This is a genomic window from Cytobacillus sp. FSL K6-0129 (assembly GCF_038007625.1).
GTDB lineage: Bacteria > Bacillota > Bacilli > Bacillales > Cytobacillaceae > Cytobacillus > Cytobacillus kochii.
Window position 1 is genome coordinate 3,426,805 of the sequence record NZ_JBBOXM010000001.1, and the last position, 16,964, is coordinate 3,443,768.

The following is a 16,964-nucleotide window of genomic DNA, read 5'->3' on the forward strand; positions in this document are numbered from 1 at the left end:
GGAGGTGTAATCAAGTAATGGTAAGAGCAGTGATGTTTGATTTAGACGGAACCCTTCATAATCGAAAGGCAGCTATTTTGTCGTTTATTGAGAATCAGCAAGAGAGACTCTTTCCACATTTAGATAAGAAAATATATGCAGAAAGGTTCATTAATTTAGATCAAGGCGGCTATGTTTGGAAAGATAAAGTGTATCAACAGATGGTAGGAGAGTTTTCTTTAATAAACTTTTCTTGGCAAGAATTACTGCAGGGTTATTTATCTCATTTTCCTTTACATGCCGAACTGTATCCTCAGGCAATTACATTGCTTAAAAGGTTGAAAAAGAAGGGCTTAAGGACGGCGATCATCTCGAACGGGTACAGTAAATTTCAGCGAGAAGTAATTAAGTCATTGCAGATAGAAGCATTGTTTGATGAAATTGTTATTTCAGAAGAGGTTGGTGTAAAGAAACCCCATCCTTATATCTTTGAACATACTCTTTCAAGACTTGGCGTATCTCCAGATGAGACAGTATATGTAGGTGACCATCTCAAAAATGATATAGTCGGTGCGGGTGGAGTGGGGATATATACAATATGGAAACAGCCTCGCCCTGCATTTACAACAAAAGGGGATGAGCATGTTTCTGATTTATCGGAAGTATTTGCAGCTATTATGAAAAAAGTAAATACTGAATTTTGTAAGGACCAAATCTTGTAGGATGGATGAGGTCTTTTTATTTTATTCATATTGGTATCGAATAACTTACATTTAGAGATCCTTACATGCGTTTTTCTTGTGAAGAGAAGGAGAATAGCGAAAAAAATTGAATGAGAGTAGTATCAAAATTTATTTTAAAAGAGGGGTACCTAGTGATATATCATCATAACGAAAATAAAATCGAAACGAACCAATTAATGCTTCGCTTGTTTAATGAGGCCGATGTACCAGAAGTTGTTAAACTATGTAACAATTATAATCTTTATAAAAGTACTTTAAATCTTCCCTATCCTTATTTAACTGAACATGCTCTTATTTGGATGGAAAATCATCTTAGTGATTTCAATCATAATAAGCGGTTTGAGTTGGCAATAACTGATAAAATCACTGGCAAGTTATACGGTGCAATTGCGCTCTCGCATCATCAAACGTTCAATCATGGAGAGCTTGCTTATTGGATTGGTGAGGAATATTGGGGGAATGGCTATGCTACAGAGGCTGCTAAAGCGTTAATTGAATTTGCCTTTAGCGCAAAAAATTACAATAAAGTGTTTGCACGTTCATTCGACTCGAACCCAGCTTCAATGAGGGTAATTGAAAAGACCGGTATGAAGAAAGAAGGCCTGTTGAAAAAACATGTAAGAAAAGATGGAAAATATATAGACCTCGTATGTTATGGCATTCTTAAACCAGAAGCTGATGTTTTGGGTTAAATAGGGACATGTATTAGTTACGAGTTCATATGAGAGTGAAGTTGAAACAGCTAGGGACATAGGTGGGGAAGTACCTTGCTGTTGCTTTATTTAAAACTAATGGAGGACTCTCTAAGAGAGGGTAAGCTGTTTACTGTAATATACAAAAAAATTGTCAGTTTGGCATAGATAGAAAAATTGGATAAAACACAAGAAGGAGTTCTCAAGAGAGAAACATAATATAAAAAGTAACCCGAAACGAGTTCGGGTCATTCTCATTTATTAGGTTATTTCTCTACAGATACAGAGATATGGTTAAAGGTATTGACATCAAAGAGCCCAAGGTCTGTTAGTTTTAGTGATGGAATAACAGGTAGCGCAAGGAAGCTTAATGTTAAGAATGGATTAAATGTATGGTTAGCTCCGATTTTATCCAATGCCTGATTGATTTCCACTAGCCTCTTATTCACTTTCTCATATGGTTCATGTGACATGAGACCCGCGATTGGCAAGTTTAATTGAGCAAGCACCTTTCCTTTATCGACAACTACAAGTCCACCTTGCATGTCGCGGATTGCATTGGCAGCGACAGCCATATCTTTATCAGTTGTACCCGCAAGAATTAAATTATGAGAATCATGGGCTACCGTTGTTGCGATGGCGCCAGATTGTAGTCCGAGCCCTTTTAAGACACCGAGTCCAATGTTGCCAGTATGATGATGACGCTCCATGACAGCAATTTTCAAATGATCTTTCTCGATAGAAGCGATGAAACGATCGCGTTCGTCTTTCTGAACGGTTTCAATAACATGGTCGGTTACTATGCTGTTCGGTATCACTTCAATAATATGGGCTTTTTCTCCGACGATGTCTAAGTGAAACGATTGTTCATTAATGACAGGAAGATGGACGGTATTAGTGAGATGGGAAAATTCCTTTTGCTCTAATTCTTTAGGGAAATCAGTTAATTCTCCTTCACTAAAAACACATTGTCCATTTTTATAAACAGATTGAATCTCAATTTGCTCAAGATCGTCTAATAAAACGAAATCAGCTTTATATCCTGGAGCGATGGCACCTTGTTCCTTAAGCCCGAAGCACTCAGCTGTATTGAGAGACCCCATTTGAATCGCTGTAATCGGATCAATCCCCTTCTTAATCGCTTTCCGAATCATATAGTCGATACTACCTTCGCTAATAATATCATCAAGATGGCGGTCATCTGTAACAAATAGAAATCTACGTGCATTTTTCTCATTAACAATTGGTAGGATTCGACATAATTCTTTTGCTGCTGTACCTTCGCGAATCATGACGTACATCCCTTTTTGCAATCGTTCTTTTGCTTCTTTTGCAGTAGTTGCTTCATGATCAGTTCGGATACCAGCTGTCATATACACATCTAGTTGTTTTCCTTTTAGCCCCGCCGCATGGCCATCCACTTTTTTTCCTCTTTTATGCGCTTCGTGAATTTTACTCAATAAGTCGTGATCGCCTTTCATCACACCGGGATAATTCATGACTTCGGCTAAACCAATCACCCTCTCATATTCATAAAAAGGAGATAAGTCGTTTGCTGTTAATGTAGCACCGGCATTTTCAAAAGGTGTGGCTGGCACACAAGATGGTAGCATGAAATAAGCATCAAATGGAATATCATCAGATGCGTGAAGCATAAACTCAATACCTCTTTCACCAACGACATTAGCAATCTCATGAGGATCACAAATGACAGCAGTTATCCCATGCTGCAGGAGGATTTTTGAAAACTCGACAGGGGTTACCATGGAGGATTCAATATGTACATGTCCATCAATAAAAGAAGGAGCTAAAAAACGGTTATGAGCGTCAACTGTTTCTATTCCTTTATAGTCACCAATTCCAACAATATATCCATCTGTGATGGCTACGTCTCCAGAAATAATTTCACTTGAAAACACATCAACAATTTGCGCATTTTTGATGACAAGGTCTGCAGGTGATTTACCTGAAGCTACTTCAATTCGTTTCTTCATCTTTTCCATTAAAGGTCCTCCTCCAAAAGTGGTTCCGTCAATTTCGATTTTTTGAACTTTATTGTACCATTAAGTAGTTGGTTCATTTATGACATTGTTATTGTTTCTTCCAATCATAAGTAAGAAGGCTTAAACTGTTTAGGTCATTATACTAGTGTTCTTAAACTAAGGAAAATAAAAGAGAATTTTGACTTCTCCCTAAAAATTATAATCAAGTGTGAAACCAAATAATGTAAATGTACTCTTATATAAGATATGATGTTAGTTGCTTTTTAATCAATAAAGGTGGTAGATACTACGATGATTAATTATGAAAAACAGTTAAAGGAAATGTTAGAACAAAATGAGGAAATCATTCATTTATTAAGTTGTTTATCGGATTTGGACTTACCCTTTGATTATTATGTAGCTGCGGGATGTGTGGCAAATACCGTGTGGAATCAATTATCTGGCAACGCAATCGACTATGGTATATCAGATATTGACCTTGTCTACTATGACAAGGGAAACCGATTGAGCGAAAGGGAGTTTCAGCAAATATTAAGTAGTATGCTCAAGTCGTTTCCATATCAATTAGATATAAAGAATCAAGCGAATGTCCATTTCTGGTATGAAGAAAAATTTGGTTTTGCGATTCCTGCTTATACAAGCATCAATGAGGCAATCGCGAGCTGGCCAACAACAGCTACTGCGGTAGGGGTGAAAATGGAGAAAAATGACAAGATGACTATGTATGCGCCTTATCATTTAGATGATCTGTTTAACATGAGGATAGTACCGAATAAAGTAATCGTCACGAAGGAGATATATGAGTATAAGGCAAGGAAATGGAAAGCGAAATGGCCCAATCTTGTTGTATATGATTGGTGAGGTCGGAGAGAGGGAACCTATCCGACCTCGATACCTTAATCAAATCTACGTTTCTTATATATTACGATGGTGAGTATGAATGAAACGGCTACCCACAAGAATAAAATGAACAAATTCATGAGGATTTCAGCTGCCCCCTTACCGTCACTTAAACCAAACCAAATCTGATTTAATTGTTCATTAGGCAACAACTCAATTATATTGATCAAGGTTGCATTTTCAACCATTGGTTTAAACATGGAGCTCATGCCGAATATAATTAATACAGGCATACCGATAATACTTGTCTCCATTACTGTCCGTGAAAGCAGTCCAAGAATCGTTCCTGTTGCAAGGTAAAAGACTAAGCCTAGTAAAGTGCTAAGAGAAAATAGTGGAAGGGATGGGACTGTGTATCCTGAGAAAATAATTGATCCGATAATAACAAGGATGGTCATCAGTCCAGACAATGCGCTTTTTCCAATCAATATTTCTAGTGTACTGGCAGGTGATAATAACAAGCCCCTCAAAGTATTTTTCTCTTTTTCTTCTGCAACCATCGCAGCTTGGATAAAAGCACCCGCAATAATTAGTGCGAGATTAATTGGATAAGTAGAAAGGACGTCTGTTGCTGCATTCATGCGACCTAACATCGCTGCAAAAACTAATGGGATGGCTAAAGTAAAAAGAATATATGAATTTCTCTGCAAATCTTTCCAATCTTTAATAAATATAGCGTTGACACGTTTTAATGAAAAGATCATGATAATTTCCTCCCCGTTAATTTTACAAATACATCTCCAAGTGTCGGCTCATCTGAATGAATGGTTACGATTTCTCCGTCTTTTATATAGTTATATATTTCTTTTGCACCTGCTTCGTCTTTTTGCACAACCACTTTACGATTGTTTCGCAATAATAGGGAGATGGATGAAGAACTTTGTTGTGTTTTAATATTCTCTGGTGTATCAATTAAGCTGATTTCACCATTATGTAAGAATGCCACTCGATCACAAATTGTCTCAGCTTCTTGCATATCATGAGTAGTTAAAAATATTGTTGTTCCTTCTTCGTTTAGCTTTTTAAGTCCTTGGTGGATATGCATCGTGTTTACAGGATCCAAGGCGGAAGTCGGCTCATCTAAAAAGAGTAAATCCGGTTTATGAAGCATGGCTCTAGCTAATGTCACTCGTTGCTTCATTCCTTTGGACAGTTTTTGCACGATTTTCTTACTTTCTTCTATTAAATTTACCGTTGTGAGCACTTCATTGATTCTTTTTTTATCTACTTCATATAAATCACAATATAATGCGAGATTATCGTATATACTAAGCCTTTCGTATAAGCCACTATTATCAGTTAATATACCAATTCTCTTCATATAAATGGGATCTTTTAGTTTCGCAATTGGTTCACCAAACACTTTCACTTCTCCGGCAGTTGCATGAAGTTGAGCGGTTAGGATTTTGATTGTTGTTGTTTTACCTGAACCACTCGGTCCTAAGAAACCAATTGTTTCCCCTTTTCTTACTTGAAAACTTACTTTCTTTAAAGCTAGTTGGTTTTGAAAAGACTTTTCAAGGTCTCTTACTTCAATGACATTTTCCATTTAATTGGCCCCTTTTCACGTTTTGCATTTCTTGTCTTCAATATTAACTGTGAAATGGGATGAATACAGTAATATCAAGGTGAAAAGCGTCTATATTTAGATGAATGGAAGCAATTAAGCGGTGAATGGAGCAAGGAAAGTAGGTGAAAATAGGGTGTCATTCGTTGTTAAAGTCAAGATGAAACAACTTATATGCCCATAATCTCTTTCAACTCATTTAATTTTCCTTTTGATAATGGGATTGAACTCTTTTTCGCATCATCGAGAATAAGGCTATAACTATTTCTTGTCCAAGTAATGACTTCTCTCACCTTCTGCAAATTAACAATATATGAACGATGACAGCGAAAGAATCCAAATGGATGCAGTCTCTCAAATAATGTATTTAGCGTAAGAGCACAAGGGAAACTTTCACCATTTACATGTAAATGGGAAATGCCATCATTACTCTCAACATATACAATTTCAGTCGGATCAAAAAGGATGATTTTGTCCTCCACTTTTGCAGGGATTTTTTCAAGACGCAATGGATTGTTCATGTTCTGAATCTTTTCTGAAGAAGCTGGACCGATTTCTTCGCTAGGCAACATATCTTGTTGCGGCTGTGCTTCTTCATCTTCGATATCCTGGTGACTACTCTCTTCATCCATGATCTCGATTTTTTTTAGACCGTGCTCATTTAAACGATACACTGTATCCGTCATTGATAGTGCACTTTCGTAATTATTAGTAATGATAAGGGCGACTCTTCCTTGTTGTTTATGGTCTTCTAATACTTTCTGTAGTGTAATTTTACTTTCGATATCGATGTTTTGGTCGGGTTCTTCTAATATAAGCAAATCTGGTTGATGGAGGATTGCCCTTCCTAAGTGTAGCCTTTTCTTTTCAGAAAACGTAAGTCTGCTAATCTTTGTATTTACTTTGTCTATTAAATTTATTTTTTGTATTAAAGCTTCTATTTCTATATTGACTTCATGCAGGTTCTTATAAAAAGTTAAAAATTCTCTGGGAGTTAACCGGTCGTAGAGAGCGTCGTCTAGTAGAGATAGCCCAATTCTATTAGATAGACTTTTAAAATGCTTATTTAACTCTGTATCTTCAAATAATACATTTCCATTTGAAATACTGTTCTTTCCAATCATCATCATGATGAGATGTTTGCCAACTTCGTTATTGCATTGGAGTGCAACAATTTCATTTCTATATAAAGTTAAATCGAATTTAGGGAAGATAATTGTATTTCCGATTGTTTTTTCAAGTTGATTCATCTGCAATAGCTTCATGTCGACACCTCAGGGTAGATTAATATGGTTTACATTGACTATAAGATTTTCGTTTACACAAAGGATAAATGATTGAAGAGGAAGAGGATGAATGTCGTAATTCTATGTAGTTAAATATACCTTAATTGGATTTTACAGGATTTTAAAGCTGATTAAAAGTGGAAATAATTAAAATGTTGAGGCTTTATATGAAGAAAAAAGAGGGACCCGAATGTCATGCAAGTAGGGTCCCTTTGTAGAACTTATTGCCATTTCTTTTTCTGTTGTAGTAGTTTCTGGAATTCCTTTTCCAGCTCCTCTGTTGGCTCGATACTCAATCGTGAAAGGACTTCTGTTATTTTTGTTTCGATGAGTAAACGTTCTTCCTCATGATCATTCCTCTTCACCTCGGGCTCATAGGAGTCGTAAGCTTCGTGATTGCCTCTGAATACTTCAATCTGTTTATTTTTAATAATCAATAACCTGTTTGCTACCTTATTAGTAAGACGGCGATCATGAGAGACGAAGAGAATAGTTCCCTTATATTGCATTAATAGTTCTTCTAATGCTTCTACAGCTTCAATATCGAGAAAATTTGTCGGCTCATCTAGCACTAATGTATTCACTTCACTCACAAGTATTTTGGCTAATGCGACTTTCACTCGTTCTCCGCCGCTAAGAAGTGAGACTTTTTTATATACATCTTCTCGAAAAAAGCGTAGTCTGGCTAGTATTGTACGAATAATCGTTTCTTCCTGAATAGAGGTTTCTTTAACATTTTCAATAATCGTTTTATCCTTGTGCAGAATATCTAAATTTTGACTAAAATAGCCAATTTTTAAAGATGGAGAGACAGTCAATTCTTGCCTCTGTAAAATTTTTTTAATCAAGGTTGTCTTTCCAGAGCCATTGGGACCAATAATCGCCCATTTTTCTCCTCCGCGAATTTGAAAGGAGGCGGGTTCAAAAAGCAGGTGATCAGCTATTTTTCCTTTAAGGTTTTCCGCTCTAATAATAATTCGGTTCTTCGTATTTTTTTCATTAGGTAAGGTCATTTGTAAAGACGGGAGGTCCTTAATTTTTTCAACCTTTTCAAGCTTTTCCAATCTTGTTTCAATTGATTTAGCCGTTTGTTGCAGCTTTTTTTGTTTTTTAGCAAAGTAAGGCTTTGATCCTGTGATCCGTGCTTCAGAAGAACTTAGATTTTTTGGCTTTTTAGTTGCTCTCTCTGCCTTCTTAGCCTTCAAGGTGAGGGCATTTTCTAATTGTGCTTTTTTCTGTTCATACTGTTCGTAAGCTTGCTGCTTCTCTGCTAATGCTAATTCTTTCTGCTGTTTATATTGCGAGTAATTACCAGAATATATCTTTACTTTCTCCTCATCAATTTCCCAAATTTTTGTACACACACGGTCAAGAAAAGTTCTGTCATGCGAGACAAGAATGAGGGCACCTTGCCAATGCTTAAGAATCTTTTCTAACCATTCAATATGGGAAGTGTCCAGATGGGTCGTTGGTTCATCTGCAAGTAATATTTCCGGGTTTTTAGCTAGTGCTTCTTTAATATATTGTTGCGTTGTTTCTCCACCACTTTTGTATTGATCATCATGTTTTAATTGTGGTAATAACTCCATTGTGCCATTGCGGATGATTTGTCCCTCTTCGGCAGCTATTTTTCCTACAAGTGTATCTAAAATTGTCGTCTTTCCTGTCCCGTTCCGGCCAACTAAACCAATACGATCGTTTTGTTGTACAGTTATTCTTTCTGCAGTAGCTAATAGCCGGTCACCTATAGTAATTTTCAAATCAGTGGCTTCTAATAATAGCATATTGATCATCTCCTCTCGTTTTGGGAGACAAATTCTCGAAAAAAATGCCTCCTATTTCTTCAGAATAGGAGGCATAAAGGTACACTAAAAAAGTTGGGAGAATTCCAACGGGTAACCTTATGAAGTGCAATCCTATTCTGAAAACATTGTTTGAAAGCATAGCAAAATAAAGCGTTCCTTTACTCATTACCTTCAATTGTTTGTTTTCGATAAATAGGATTCTTACTTCATTGACTTAGAGTCACCCTTTCGCATTTAATAATATTATCATACTTAAATGGATAGAAATTGTCAAAGTTATGTGTTTTAATGTTTGTTGAAAAGGGAATAAGAGAAGTTAGCGCTCTATAAAACCATTCGTGTCTGAATTTTAAAATAGTTATTTTTGCTCATTTATTTTCAGTTTTATCATGTATTTTTTTAATGAAAAATATAGCAAAAGAACCAGGTATAATATACTATGATACTATCAACTATTTTGATGTGGGGTGACCGGCAATGGAAAAGGTCTTACAGGATAAAGAAAAAATGAACCTTTTATTAAAAGGTGTCCAAACTTCAATTGGACAGCTAATTCCCATGAATCATGAATTAGTGGGTAGGACTGAGCTAGAAGGTTCATTCCTTGTTCGATATGGGGTATTCATCGGTTTCTCAGGGGACATAGCTGGTAAATTGTTCATTGGTGGTGATCGTTCACTTTTTTCATTGCTGGGGAAATCTATGTTCGGGATGGACTTAGAAGGTGAAATGTTAACATCTTTTAGTGGGGAACTAGGGAATATGATTGCTGGTGGTTCAGTATCAGCCATCGAAGGGAAGGGAATGGAAGTAGATATTACCTCCCCGACAATATTGGATGGTCATAGTTTTATATCAGGGTATACAAAAGGGTATATTCTTACTTATAATTTGCCAGATAATATAGAACTTCTTGTCCATGTTTTGATTGACTAACTATTGTTGATACGATAAGTATTCATATTCATCCAATGGAATAGCTTTAATGACTTCCTGCTCGTCATTTCTATAAACCTCGAATTGTTGATATTTTTCAACAATGACATCATCTTTGTAAACTGTGTCCACTAGTTGAAGCTCTAAAGTAGGAGCTAAACCTTCAAGGTCAGTTTCATCAACGGTTTGACTTACTTCTTCGCTGTCATTATTCTCATTAATTACTGGAAAATAGGGATATTTACTTTCTTTTTCGTTCTCATGGTGGAGGATTGAATTAGGGGATTCAGCTAATGAAACAAAGCAAATAATGATGGCTACTCCAACTAGATAAACAACTTTATTCATCATTTCTCCTCCTTAAATAGTCTCCTATTTTAGTTTATGCATGTCCTATTAGTGATAGAACGTTAATAAAGTCATCGCCTATCAATAGAGGGGATACAAAAAAGGGCTATTCATTAGCAGAACACCCCTTTTTTATTATTAGTTATGAAATTAAATTTATTTTTGTACTTATAGTTGTTGAGGTAAAAACTTCACACAAACTGGTTCAGGTACAGGAACATTTTGTTGCAATAGTTGAAGTAACCCTGATTCAGCCTCTCGTTTAAATAAAGTTAAATTATTTGACCGTTCATTGGCTGCGATTAAGTATTCTTCAGTTGGATCTAATACAAAGTCACGTGGCCAATCTCCATATGTCGATGTATGAGCAACAAAGGTTATATGCAATCGATCTTCGGCGACTGCAAATATCGCAATTGAATTATGACCTCTATTGCCAGCGTATAAAAATTTGCCGTCTTGAGAAAGATGGATGGCGCTACCTTGATTGTTTTCTAAAAAATCCTCAGGTATCGTCTTATAATAAGAAATTTCCTTCAATTCTCCTTTCTCAGTGTCATATTGAAGTGCAATAATTTCTGAGCTTAGTTCAGTCATGCAGTAGGCCCATTTCCCATTGGGGTGAAAGGTGATATGTCTTGGTCCAGAGCCTGGCTGTGTTGCCAAAGTAAAATGTTTGGTGAGTTTATCCCCATCTCTACGAAATAGAATGATTTCATCTGCCCCTAAATCGACAGCAACAACATACTTCTCATCCGGTGTGAGTCCAGCGAAATGGGTATGTGGTTTTTCTTGGCGCTCATGTGGTCCCGAACCATGAATCTCTTTTGAAGTTAGCAGGTTTTTAATCTCGCCATTTTGTAGTAGTGAATAATAGTCAACCGTTCCTTTATGGTAATTCGCACTTAATAAGTATTGACTCTTTGGATCTAGACTTACATGACAAGGCGAGGCACCTGGAGAAAGGTGTTTGTTTAATAAAGTGAGCCCACTATGTCTGCTGTCTAACTCATAAGCGGCGACACCGCCTAAATCTCCTTCTTTCATCACAGCGTATAGATGTGATTGATTCGAGCTGATCGTTAAATAAGTTGGGTTTTCAAGTTTAGCAGCAAGTTCTATATTTTTAATTTGATCATCCTCTAAATGAAATGAGTAAATTCCTTGGCTATCCTTTTTTGTATAGGTACCAACATAGCCTGTGTAAGTAGTTGATGTCATAAGTATTCCTCCAACATTTTATGTATAGCTTTACTGTATCATATTTAAAGAGGAGAATGAAAAATAGAAAGAATCGGGATAAATTTATGGTAAGCGGAGAGGAGAAGGATGGTTACAAATTTTATTTAAAGTAATTTGATTTAAAGATTTGTATGTTTTTTGAATTTTTAACAAATACATTTGCTTTTACTTATTAAAGAATGATATCCTTTTACATTATATTGACAGGAGGCCGCGAAAGAATTATGTCACTTGAAAGTGTTAAAGCTCACTTGGGGAAATATGGTCGAGATAAAGATATATTGGAGTTTGATACGACAAGTGCAACTGTTGATCAAGCTGCCGAAGCAATTGGTGTTATTCCAGCTAAAATTGCCAAAACACTCTCTTTTCGAGGTGAGGGAGAAAAAGCACTACTAGTTGTTGCTGCAGGTGATGCCAGAATAGATAATAAAAAATTTCGTCATACATTTGGAATGAAAGCGAGAATGCTCTCTGCTGAAGAAGTGCTTGATCATACAGGGCATGTGGTTGGTGGTGTCTGTCCATTTGGTTTATCAAAAGAAATGAATATCTTTCTTGATACTTCCCTACAGCGTTTTGAAATGGTATATCCAGCATGTGGTAGCAAAAACTCAGCAATTGAACTAACTTGTGAGGAATTATATCAATATGCAGGGGCAAAACAATGGGTGGATGTAACTAAAGATTGGAATGGCGAGGCTAGGGAACAAACTGCGGCTACAACGGAAAATTGATTGTATTTGATGTAATGAAAGAAGGAGAGGTACTTGCCTAACAAAGGTTGGTACCTTTTTATGTGGAGAAGAATTTGAAATACGTGGTGCTTCCTCACTTGGGAATCTTAATAACACACACTATTATTAAGAGGAAATAGCTTAATTCTTTTTTTATTAGAGAAAAAGACCTGAATCTGCGTGGTGTTCTTATGTTACTATAGTACTATTCATGTTGTGTGAAAGGGTTTAGTCATGAATGAAACGTATCTTATTTTCTAGATTAATAGTAAGATAAAGGTGTATATATGCAAAAGGGGTTGCATTTATGGGAGTTGTCGTCACTGGAATGGGATTGATTGGCCCTAACATTACATCAATCAAAGAGTTTTCAAATATATTAAAAGATAAAAAGACAACATTAAATAGAGAAGAATTTAACGGTGAGCACATTTTTACTGGAAGAGTAAATGAGAATGATATTAGCCACTCTTATTTAAAGGCGAGTAAATTACCGAAGTCAGCGCAAATGCTCCTTCATGCAACAGATCGGGCAATAGAAATGGCACAGATTCAACCGAGAGATTATGCAACTGCTATCATTGTTGGCTCTTCTGGTGGTGTAATAACGGAGGTTTTTAACCATTCAACTAAGTTAAACAAAGGAAAAAGGATGAGTCCCTATGCCATAGGGAATATGAATGGGCATACTTTGGCGAATTGTTTAAGTACTTCATTGCAAATTGAAGGACCAGCCTTTTCTTTAGCAAATAGTTGTACTTCAAGTTTAGACGCCATTCATATGGCTAAAATTCTTCTGCAAGCAAACGAGGTAGATGTGTGTATTGTCGGTGGGGTAGACTCTACCATTAATGATTTGGTATTGGCGGGATTTCTGCCACTGAGAATCTTGCAAACGGGAGAGACATTCATGGGTCCCTTTTCAACAGGTGAGGGTTTTGCTATGTCTGAAGGTGCAGGCGTATTAGTATTGGAATCAGAGCAAGGAGCGGTTAAACGAAAAAAAGAGATAATAGGGTATTTAGCGGAATCTAGCATGTTCCAATCCGCATATTCATCTTACATTGCTGATCCAGGAGGTCGGGCAATGGTTAAGGCTGTTGAAAGAACAATTAAGAAAGGGATGCCGACTTATATTAATAGTCAGGCTTTAGGTTCCGAAGCAAACGATGATATTGAGGCAATGGTTTATGGAGAGTTTTTTCTAGATAAGGGTGTGCCCATTACTTCTATTAAAGGGAATGTTGGTCACGCGATGGGAGCATCGGGCATGTTTCAAGTAATGGCCGGTTTAATTAGTATACAGGAACAGTTCATTCCGCCAACCATCAGAGTAGATGTCGGTAAGTATGAGCAGCTTCTGGTTGTTGACGAAGTGATTCATAGCCCAGTGGAACAAGTACTTGTTACTTCACAAGGCTATGGTGGGAACAATAATGCTGCCCTTTTCTCTAAGGAAAGGATGACATAAGATGGAGTTTGTTTTATTATTAACTGTTTCTTTCATCCCCTTGTTTATCTCTGTATCCATATTATTCTATTCTAAAACCTCCTTAACAAAAGCTTTGTCCATTTTCCTCTTAATGTTGTCATTTTGGCAAATGGATATTGCCTTTCTTTATGCTGACCAGATGCTTTCTTTACAAGCGATTGATTTGTTGTTCCGCATTTTACGGATGGGTCCGATTTTTATAATGCCAACGATGTATTATTTCTCATACTATTTAGTAAAAGAAAATCCTTTTTTACATCGCTTTGGGATATTGTTTAATAAACCGGGAATGTGGTTATTTACGATCATTAGTATCATAACGTATTTGATAAACTTTACTTCACTTGGAGTCGAGTCTTACAGATTTGTTGAAGCGGTAAACGTTTCACCTTCTCATTGGATTCCTATCTATGGTCCATTGAATTTTACGTTTATCATTAATGTTTTACTTGTTTTTATTAATTGGTTTTTCTTGTTTATCGTCACCTTACAGTTAAAAGGTGTTTATTATCGAAGCTTTTACTTACAATTAGTAATAGCAGCAATGATTATTTTTATTAATGGTGTTATAAGTGGTTTTTCTTTTGCGCCGCTTTATTTTTCTAGTTTTAACTCTATCATTGCAGCCTTAATCTTATTTCTAGGTTTTTTTCAAATGCAATCGCAAAGAATTCGCAATATCAATATTGAGTTAATTAAACAGAGTGAACTATTAGAAGAAATTATGGATATTAATCCTAATTATCTGCTTGTTACAGGTAGTGATCAGCGAATTGTGAAGGTGAATCGCTCCTTTTGTCAATTATTTGATGAGAAAGAACGTACTTTATTAGGTAAAAAAACATCTACACTTATTCACTTTTTGCCAATGGTTGCATACGGGTTTGAACAACCTTACCGCTATACAGATTATAAAGGAAAAAATTATTATATTCAGTGGGGCATGAAGCAACTATATCAAAATTCCGGTCAATCGTTCACCATCTATTTTGGTAATGATGTAACAGAGCAGAAAAAGAATGAGCAATTGCTTCTTTCATCAGAGAAAATGAAAGTAATTGGTGAAATGGCTGCGAGTGTAGCGCATGAAATAAGAAATCCATTAACGACGATTCGTGGTTTCATACAATTGTTAAGAGAAAGAAACCCTGACTCGGCTTACGAGAGAATTCTTATTGAAGAAATTGATCGGATTAATCAAGTATTAAAAGAATTATTAATTCTCGGGAAGCCTGAGGCTAAATCTGATGAACTGCCTTCTGTTGAGCCATTTGATGCAGTTGATGAAGTGAATAATATTAACCTCCTCTTCAATGCTATGGCGACAGAACAAGGGAAGAAGATTCAACTTACTAACAAATTAAAGCAAAAACATTATATAAATATGGATAAGTCCCATTTCAAGCAAGTTATGATTAATATTATTAAAAACAGTTTGGAAGCCATTCATGAAGGTGGGAAGGTTAAAATTGTTTTAGATGAGCATGAAGAGTATATCCGTATCCGCGTCATGGATAATGGAGAGGGAATTTCTAAAGAAAGATTAGCTAGGATTGGCGAACCGTATTTCACAAGTAAAGAAAAAGGAAATGGCATTGGCTTAACGATTTGTTTTAAATTAATGAACGAAAATAAAGGGAAAATGTTTGTGAAAAGTAAAGAAAGATATGGAACAGTTGTAACAATGCTATATAAAGCACACTAAAAACTCCGAGGGCAATTGGAGGTGGTTAAATATCCTTTGTCTTCGGGTAGAAGTTGTGTTGACATTGACATTTTCTTAAATCCATTTTAAAATGAATGATATTCAGTCATGTTTAAGGAGTTTGATAAATGGACAAAAAAGAGCGTATTGTGCATGCCGCAATTGAAGTTTTTCAAGAAAAGGGCATTGAAAAAACAAAAATTGCCGATATCGTGAAACTAGCAGGTATTGCTCAAGGGACTTATTATTTGTATTTCCCATCGAAACTTTCTGTTATGCCGGCTATTGCAGAAGTGATGGTAGAAAAATTAATTGCCAGAGTACATCATGAAGTAAATAGTGAAGCGATATTTGTTGATCGATTAAAGCAACTGGTCGACAGTATCTTTTTATATACGAGTGAGTATCGAGAAGTGCTTGCCTTAGTATATGCTGGTCTTGCTTCTAGCGAACATATTCGTCAATGGGAAACTGTTTACCAACCATTTTACGAATGGATTAGTCATTTTTTGCAGACGGCTAAAGAAGAAGGAGTCGTACGTTCCAACCTTAATATAGAAAGTACAGCAAAGATTTTGATTGGATTAGTGGAATCGACAGCGGAGCAAATTTACTTGTATGATCACACAGATGAAGACAAAGCAAAGCAACAAAAAGAAGAAGTGCTAACCTTTCTAAAATACGGTTTAGGTTATCAATCTTCTGCTATTTAGCTTATGATTTTTGTAGGTTAAATAAATCTCACCAGTGGTGGGTTTCTGATAAAAAATGACTGAAATTCAGTCATTTGGAGGGAAAAAGATGAATCGATCTTGGTTTTATGTTATATTAACGTGTTTATTTGAACTTGTTTGGGTTTTTGGCTTTAATACAGCGTATCTTTGGTGGCATTGGCTACTTGTAGTTGCAGTGATTTTATTAGATTTTCACTGTTTATCCAAAGCATGTGAGAATCTACCAACTGGCACCGTTTATGCTATCTTCGCCGGAGTAGGTACTGTAGGGACGTCTTTAATGGATGTCTTTCTCTTCAATGGAGAAATGGGGTTAGCGAAAGTAGTATTTATTATATTCATTTTAGTCGGTGTTATCGGTTTGAAGCTAGCTGATAATCAAATAGAAGAACATAGTAGGGAGGATCAAGTAGCATGATGGGCTGGATTCTTGTGATTTTAGCAGCAATAAGTGAAATTACTGGTGTTATTGGGTTAAAAAAATATAGTGAACAAAAAAACATTCAGAATGGTGTCATTTATATGGGTGGTTTTGGGATATCCTTTGCGCTCCTGTATGCTTCCTTTCAATATTTACAAGTGAGTATTGCTTATACGGTATGGATTGGTATTGGTACAGCAGGGGCTGTTTTACTTAGTATGTTCCTTTTCGGAGAGCCAAAAAGTAAAAAACGTATCATCAGCGTGTTGTTTATCATTGTCGGCGTAATTGGTTTGAAGGCGACTTCATAATATCCTTTGCAAGGAGGAGGAAGCACCATTCTGAAGTGAAAAAATGAATAATTTGGGTGCGCA

Annotated in this window: 17 protein-coding genes; 10 read left to right on the plus strand and 7 right to left on the minus strand. The window is 36.2% G+C overall.

Annotation, left to right across the window (positions count from 1 at the left end; translation table 11 throughout):
* Positions 1-17: 17 nt before the first annotated feature.
* Together MHI57_RS17260 and MHI57_RS17265 are read left to right on the plus strand one after the other, a co-directional pair.
* Positions 18-701 carry an HAD family hydrolase gene (locus tag MHI57_RS17260; RefSeq protein ID WP_340977464.1) on the plus strand — a complete coding sequence of 228 codons (684 nt, stop codon included), beginning with the start codon at positions 18-20 and terminating at the stop codon, positions 699-701.
* Between the two features lie 152 nt (positions 702-853).
* Positions 854-1,414: a GNAT family N-acetyltransferase gene (locus MHI57_RS17265; protein ID WP_411675011.1), complete on the plus strand. Its 561-nt coding sequence runs from the start codon at positions 854-856 to the stop codon at positions 1,412-1,414.
* A 266-nt stretch (positions 1,415-1,680) separates the two neighbouring features.
* Here the strand turns inward: MHI57_RS17265 and ade are convergent, their stop codons facing one another.
* A complete protein-coding gene (gene ade / locus MHI57_RS17270; protein WP_340978644.1) occupies positions 1,681-3,450 on the minus strand; it encodes an adenine deaminase in 1,770 nt (589 codons plus the stop codon).
* 258 nt (positions 3,451-3,708) lie between these two features.
* Here ade and MHI57_RS17275 point away from each other — a divergent pair, with 258 nt between their 5' ends.
* The gene (locus MHI57_RS17275; protein ID WP_340977467.1) at positions 3,709-4,278 is read left to right on the plus strand and encodes a nucleotidyltransferase family protein; all 570 of its coding nucleotides are present in this window, start codon (positions 3,709-3,711) and stop codon (positions 4,276-4,278) included.
* Positions 4,279-4,313: 35 nt separating this feature from the next.
* Here MHI57_RS17275 and MHI57_RS17280 read toward each other — a convergent pair whose 3' ends face one another.
* The 4 genes from MHI57_RS17280 to MHI57_RS17295 all read right to left on the minus strand — a co-directional run bounded on the left by MHI57_RS17280 (position 4,314) and on the right by MHI57_RS17295 (position 8,954).
* Positions 4,314-5,021 (minus strand): ABC transporter permease, encoded by a 708-nt coding sequence (locus MHI57_RS17280; RefSeq protein ID WP_307315563.1) that lies wholly within the window; start codon positions 5,019-5,021, stop codon positions 4,314-4,316.
* Entirely contained in the window at positions 5,018-5,866 is an 849-nt protein-coding gene (locus MHI57_RS17285) for an ABC transporter ATP-binding protein (protein WP_095370900.1), read from the minus strand. The genes MHI57_RS17280 and MHI57_RS17285 overlap by 4 nt, the downstream gene beginning before the upstream one ends.
* A gap of 188 nt (positions 5,867-6,054) precedes the next feature.
* Positions 6,055-7,149 carry a LytTR family transcriptional regulator DNA-binding domain-containing protein gene (locus MHI57_RS17290; RefSeq protein WP_095370899.1) on the minus strand — a complete coding sequence of 365 codons (1,095 nt, stop codon included), beginning with the start codon at positions 7,147-7,149 and terminating at the stop codon, positions 6,055-6,057.
* 242 nt (positions 7,150-7,391) lie between these two features.
* Complete coding sequence (locus MHI57_RS17295) at positions 7,392-8,954, minus strand: Vga family ABC-F type ribosomal protection protein (protein ID WP_095370898.1); 1,563 nt, start codon at positions 8,952-8,954, stop codon at positions 7,392-7,394.
* A 498-nt stretch (positions 8,955-9,452) separates the two neighbouring features.
* Here MHI57_RS17295 and MHI57_RS17300 point away from each other — a divergent pair, with 498 nt between their 5' ends.
* Entirely contained in the window at positions 9,453-9,911 is a 459-nt protein-coding gene (locus tag MHI57_RS17300) for a chemotaxis protein CheX (RefSeq protein ID WP_095370897.1), read from the plus strand.
* Here the strand turns inward: MHI57_RS17300 and MHI57_RS17305 are convergent, their stop codons facing one another.
* Complete coding sequence (locus tag MHI57_RS17305) at positions 9,912-10,259, minus strand: hypothetical protein (protein ID WP_340977471.1); 348 nt, start codon at positions 10,257-10,259, stop codon at positions 9,912-9,914.
* A gap of 168 nt (positions 10,260-10,427) precedes the next feature.
* Positions 10,428-11,480: a lactonase family protein gene (locus MHI57_RS17310; RefSeq protein ID WP_095370895.1), complete on the minus strand. Its 1,053-nt coding sequence runs from the start codon at positions 11,478-11,480 to the stop codon at positions 10,428-10,430.
* A 245-nt stretch (positions 11,481-11,725) separates the two neighbouring features.
* On the opposite strand from MHI57_RS17310, the gene MHI57_RS17315 reads away from it, so the two are divergent.
* The 6 genes from MHI57_RS17315 (at position 11,726) to MHI57_RS17340 (ending at position 16,901) form a co-directional block, all read left to right on the plus strand.
* On the plus strand, positions 11,726-12,238 hold the full coding sequence (locus tag MHI57_RS17315; RefSeq protein WP_095370894.1) for a YbaK/EbsC family protein: 513 nt from the start codon (positions 11,726-11,728) through the stop codon (positions 12,236-12,238).
* A 307-nt stretch (positions 12,239-12,545) separates the two neighbouring features.
* Positions 12,546-13,709: a beta-ketoacyl-[acyl-carrier-protein] synthase family protein gene (locus tag MHI57_RS17320; RefSeq protein ID WP_340977477.1), complete on the plus strand. Its 1,164-nt coding sequence runs from the start codon at positions 12,546-12,548 to the stop codon at positions 13,707-13,709.
* A 1-nt stretch (position 13,710) separates the two neighbouring features.
* Positions 13,711-15,435 (plus strand): ATP-binding protein, encoded by a 1,725-nt coding sequence (locus MHI57_RS17325; protein ID WP_095370892.1) that lies wholly within the window; start codon positions 13,711-13,713, stop codon positions 15,433-15,435.
* Positions 15,436-15,563: 128 nt separating this feature from the next.
* Positions 15,564-16,148: a TetR family transcriptional regulator gene (locus tag MHI57_RS17330; protein WP_095370891.1), complete on the plus strand. Its 585-nt coding sequence runs from the start codon at positions 15,564-15,566 to the stop codon at positions 16,146-16,148.
* 88 nt (positions 16,149-16,236) lie between these two features.
* Complete coding sequence (locus tag MHI57_RS17335) at positions 16,237-16,587, plus strand: DMT family transporter (RefSeq protein ID WP_095370890.1); 351 nt, start codon at positions 16,237-16,239, stop codon at positions 16,585-16,587.
* Positions 16,587-16,901: a DMT family transporter gene (locus MHI57_RS17340; protein WP_095373550.1), complete on the plus strand. Its 315-nt coding sequence runs from the start codon at positions 16,587-16,589 to the stop codon at positions 16,899-16,901. Before MHI57_RS17335 ends, MHI57_RS17340 begins: the two co-directional genes overlap by 1 nt.
* Positions 16,902-16,964: the final 63 nt, after the last annotated feature.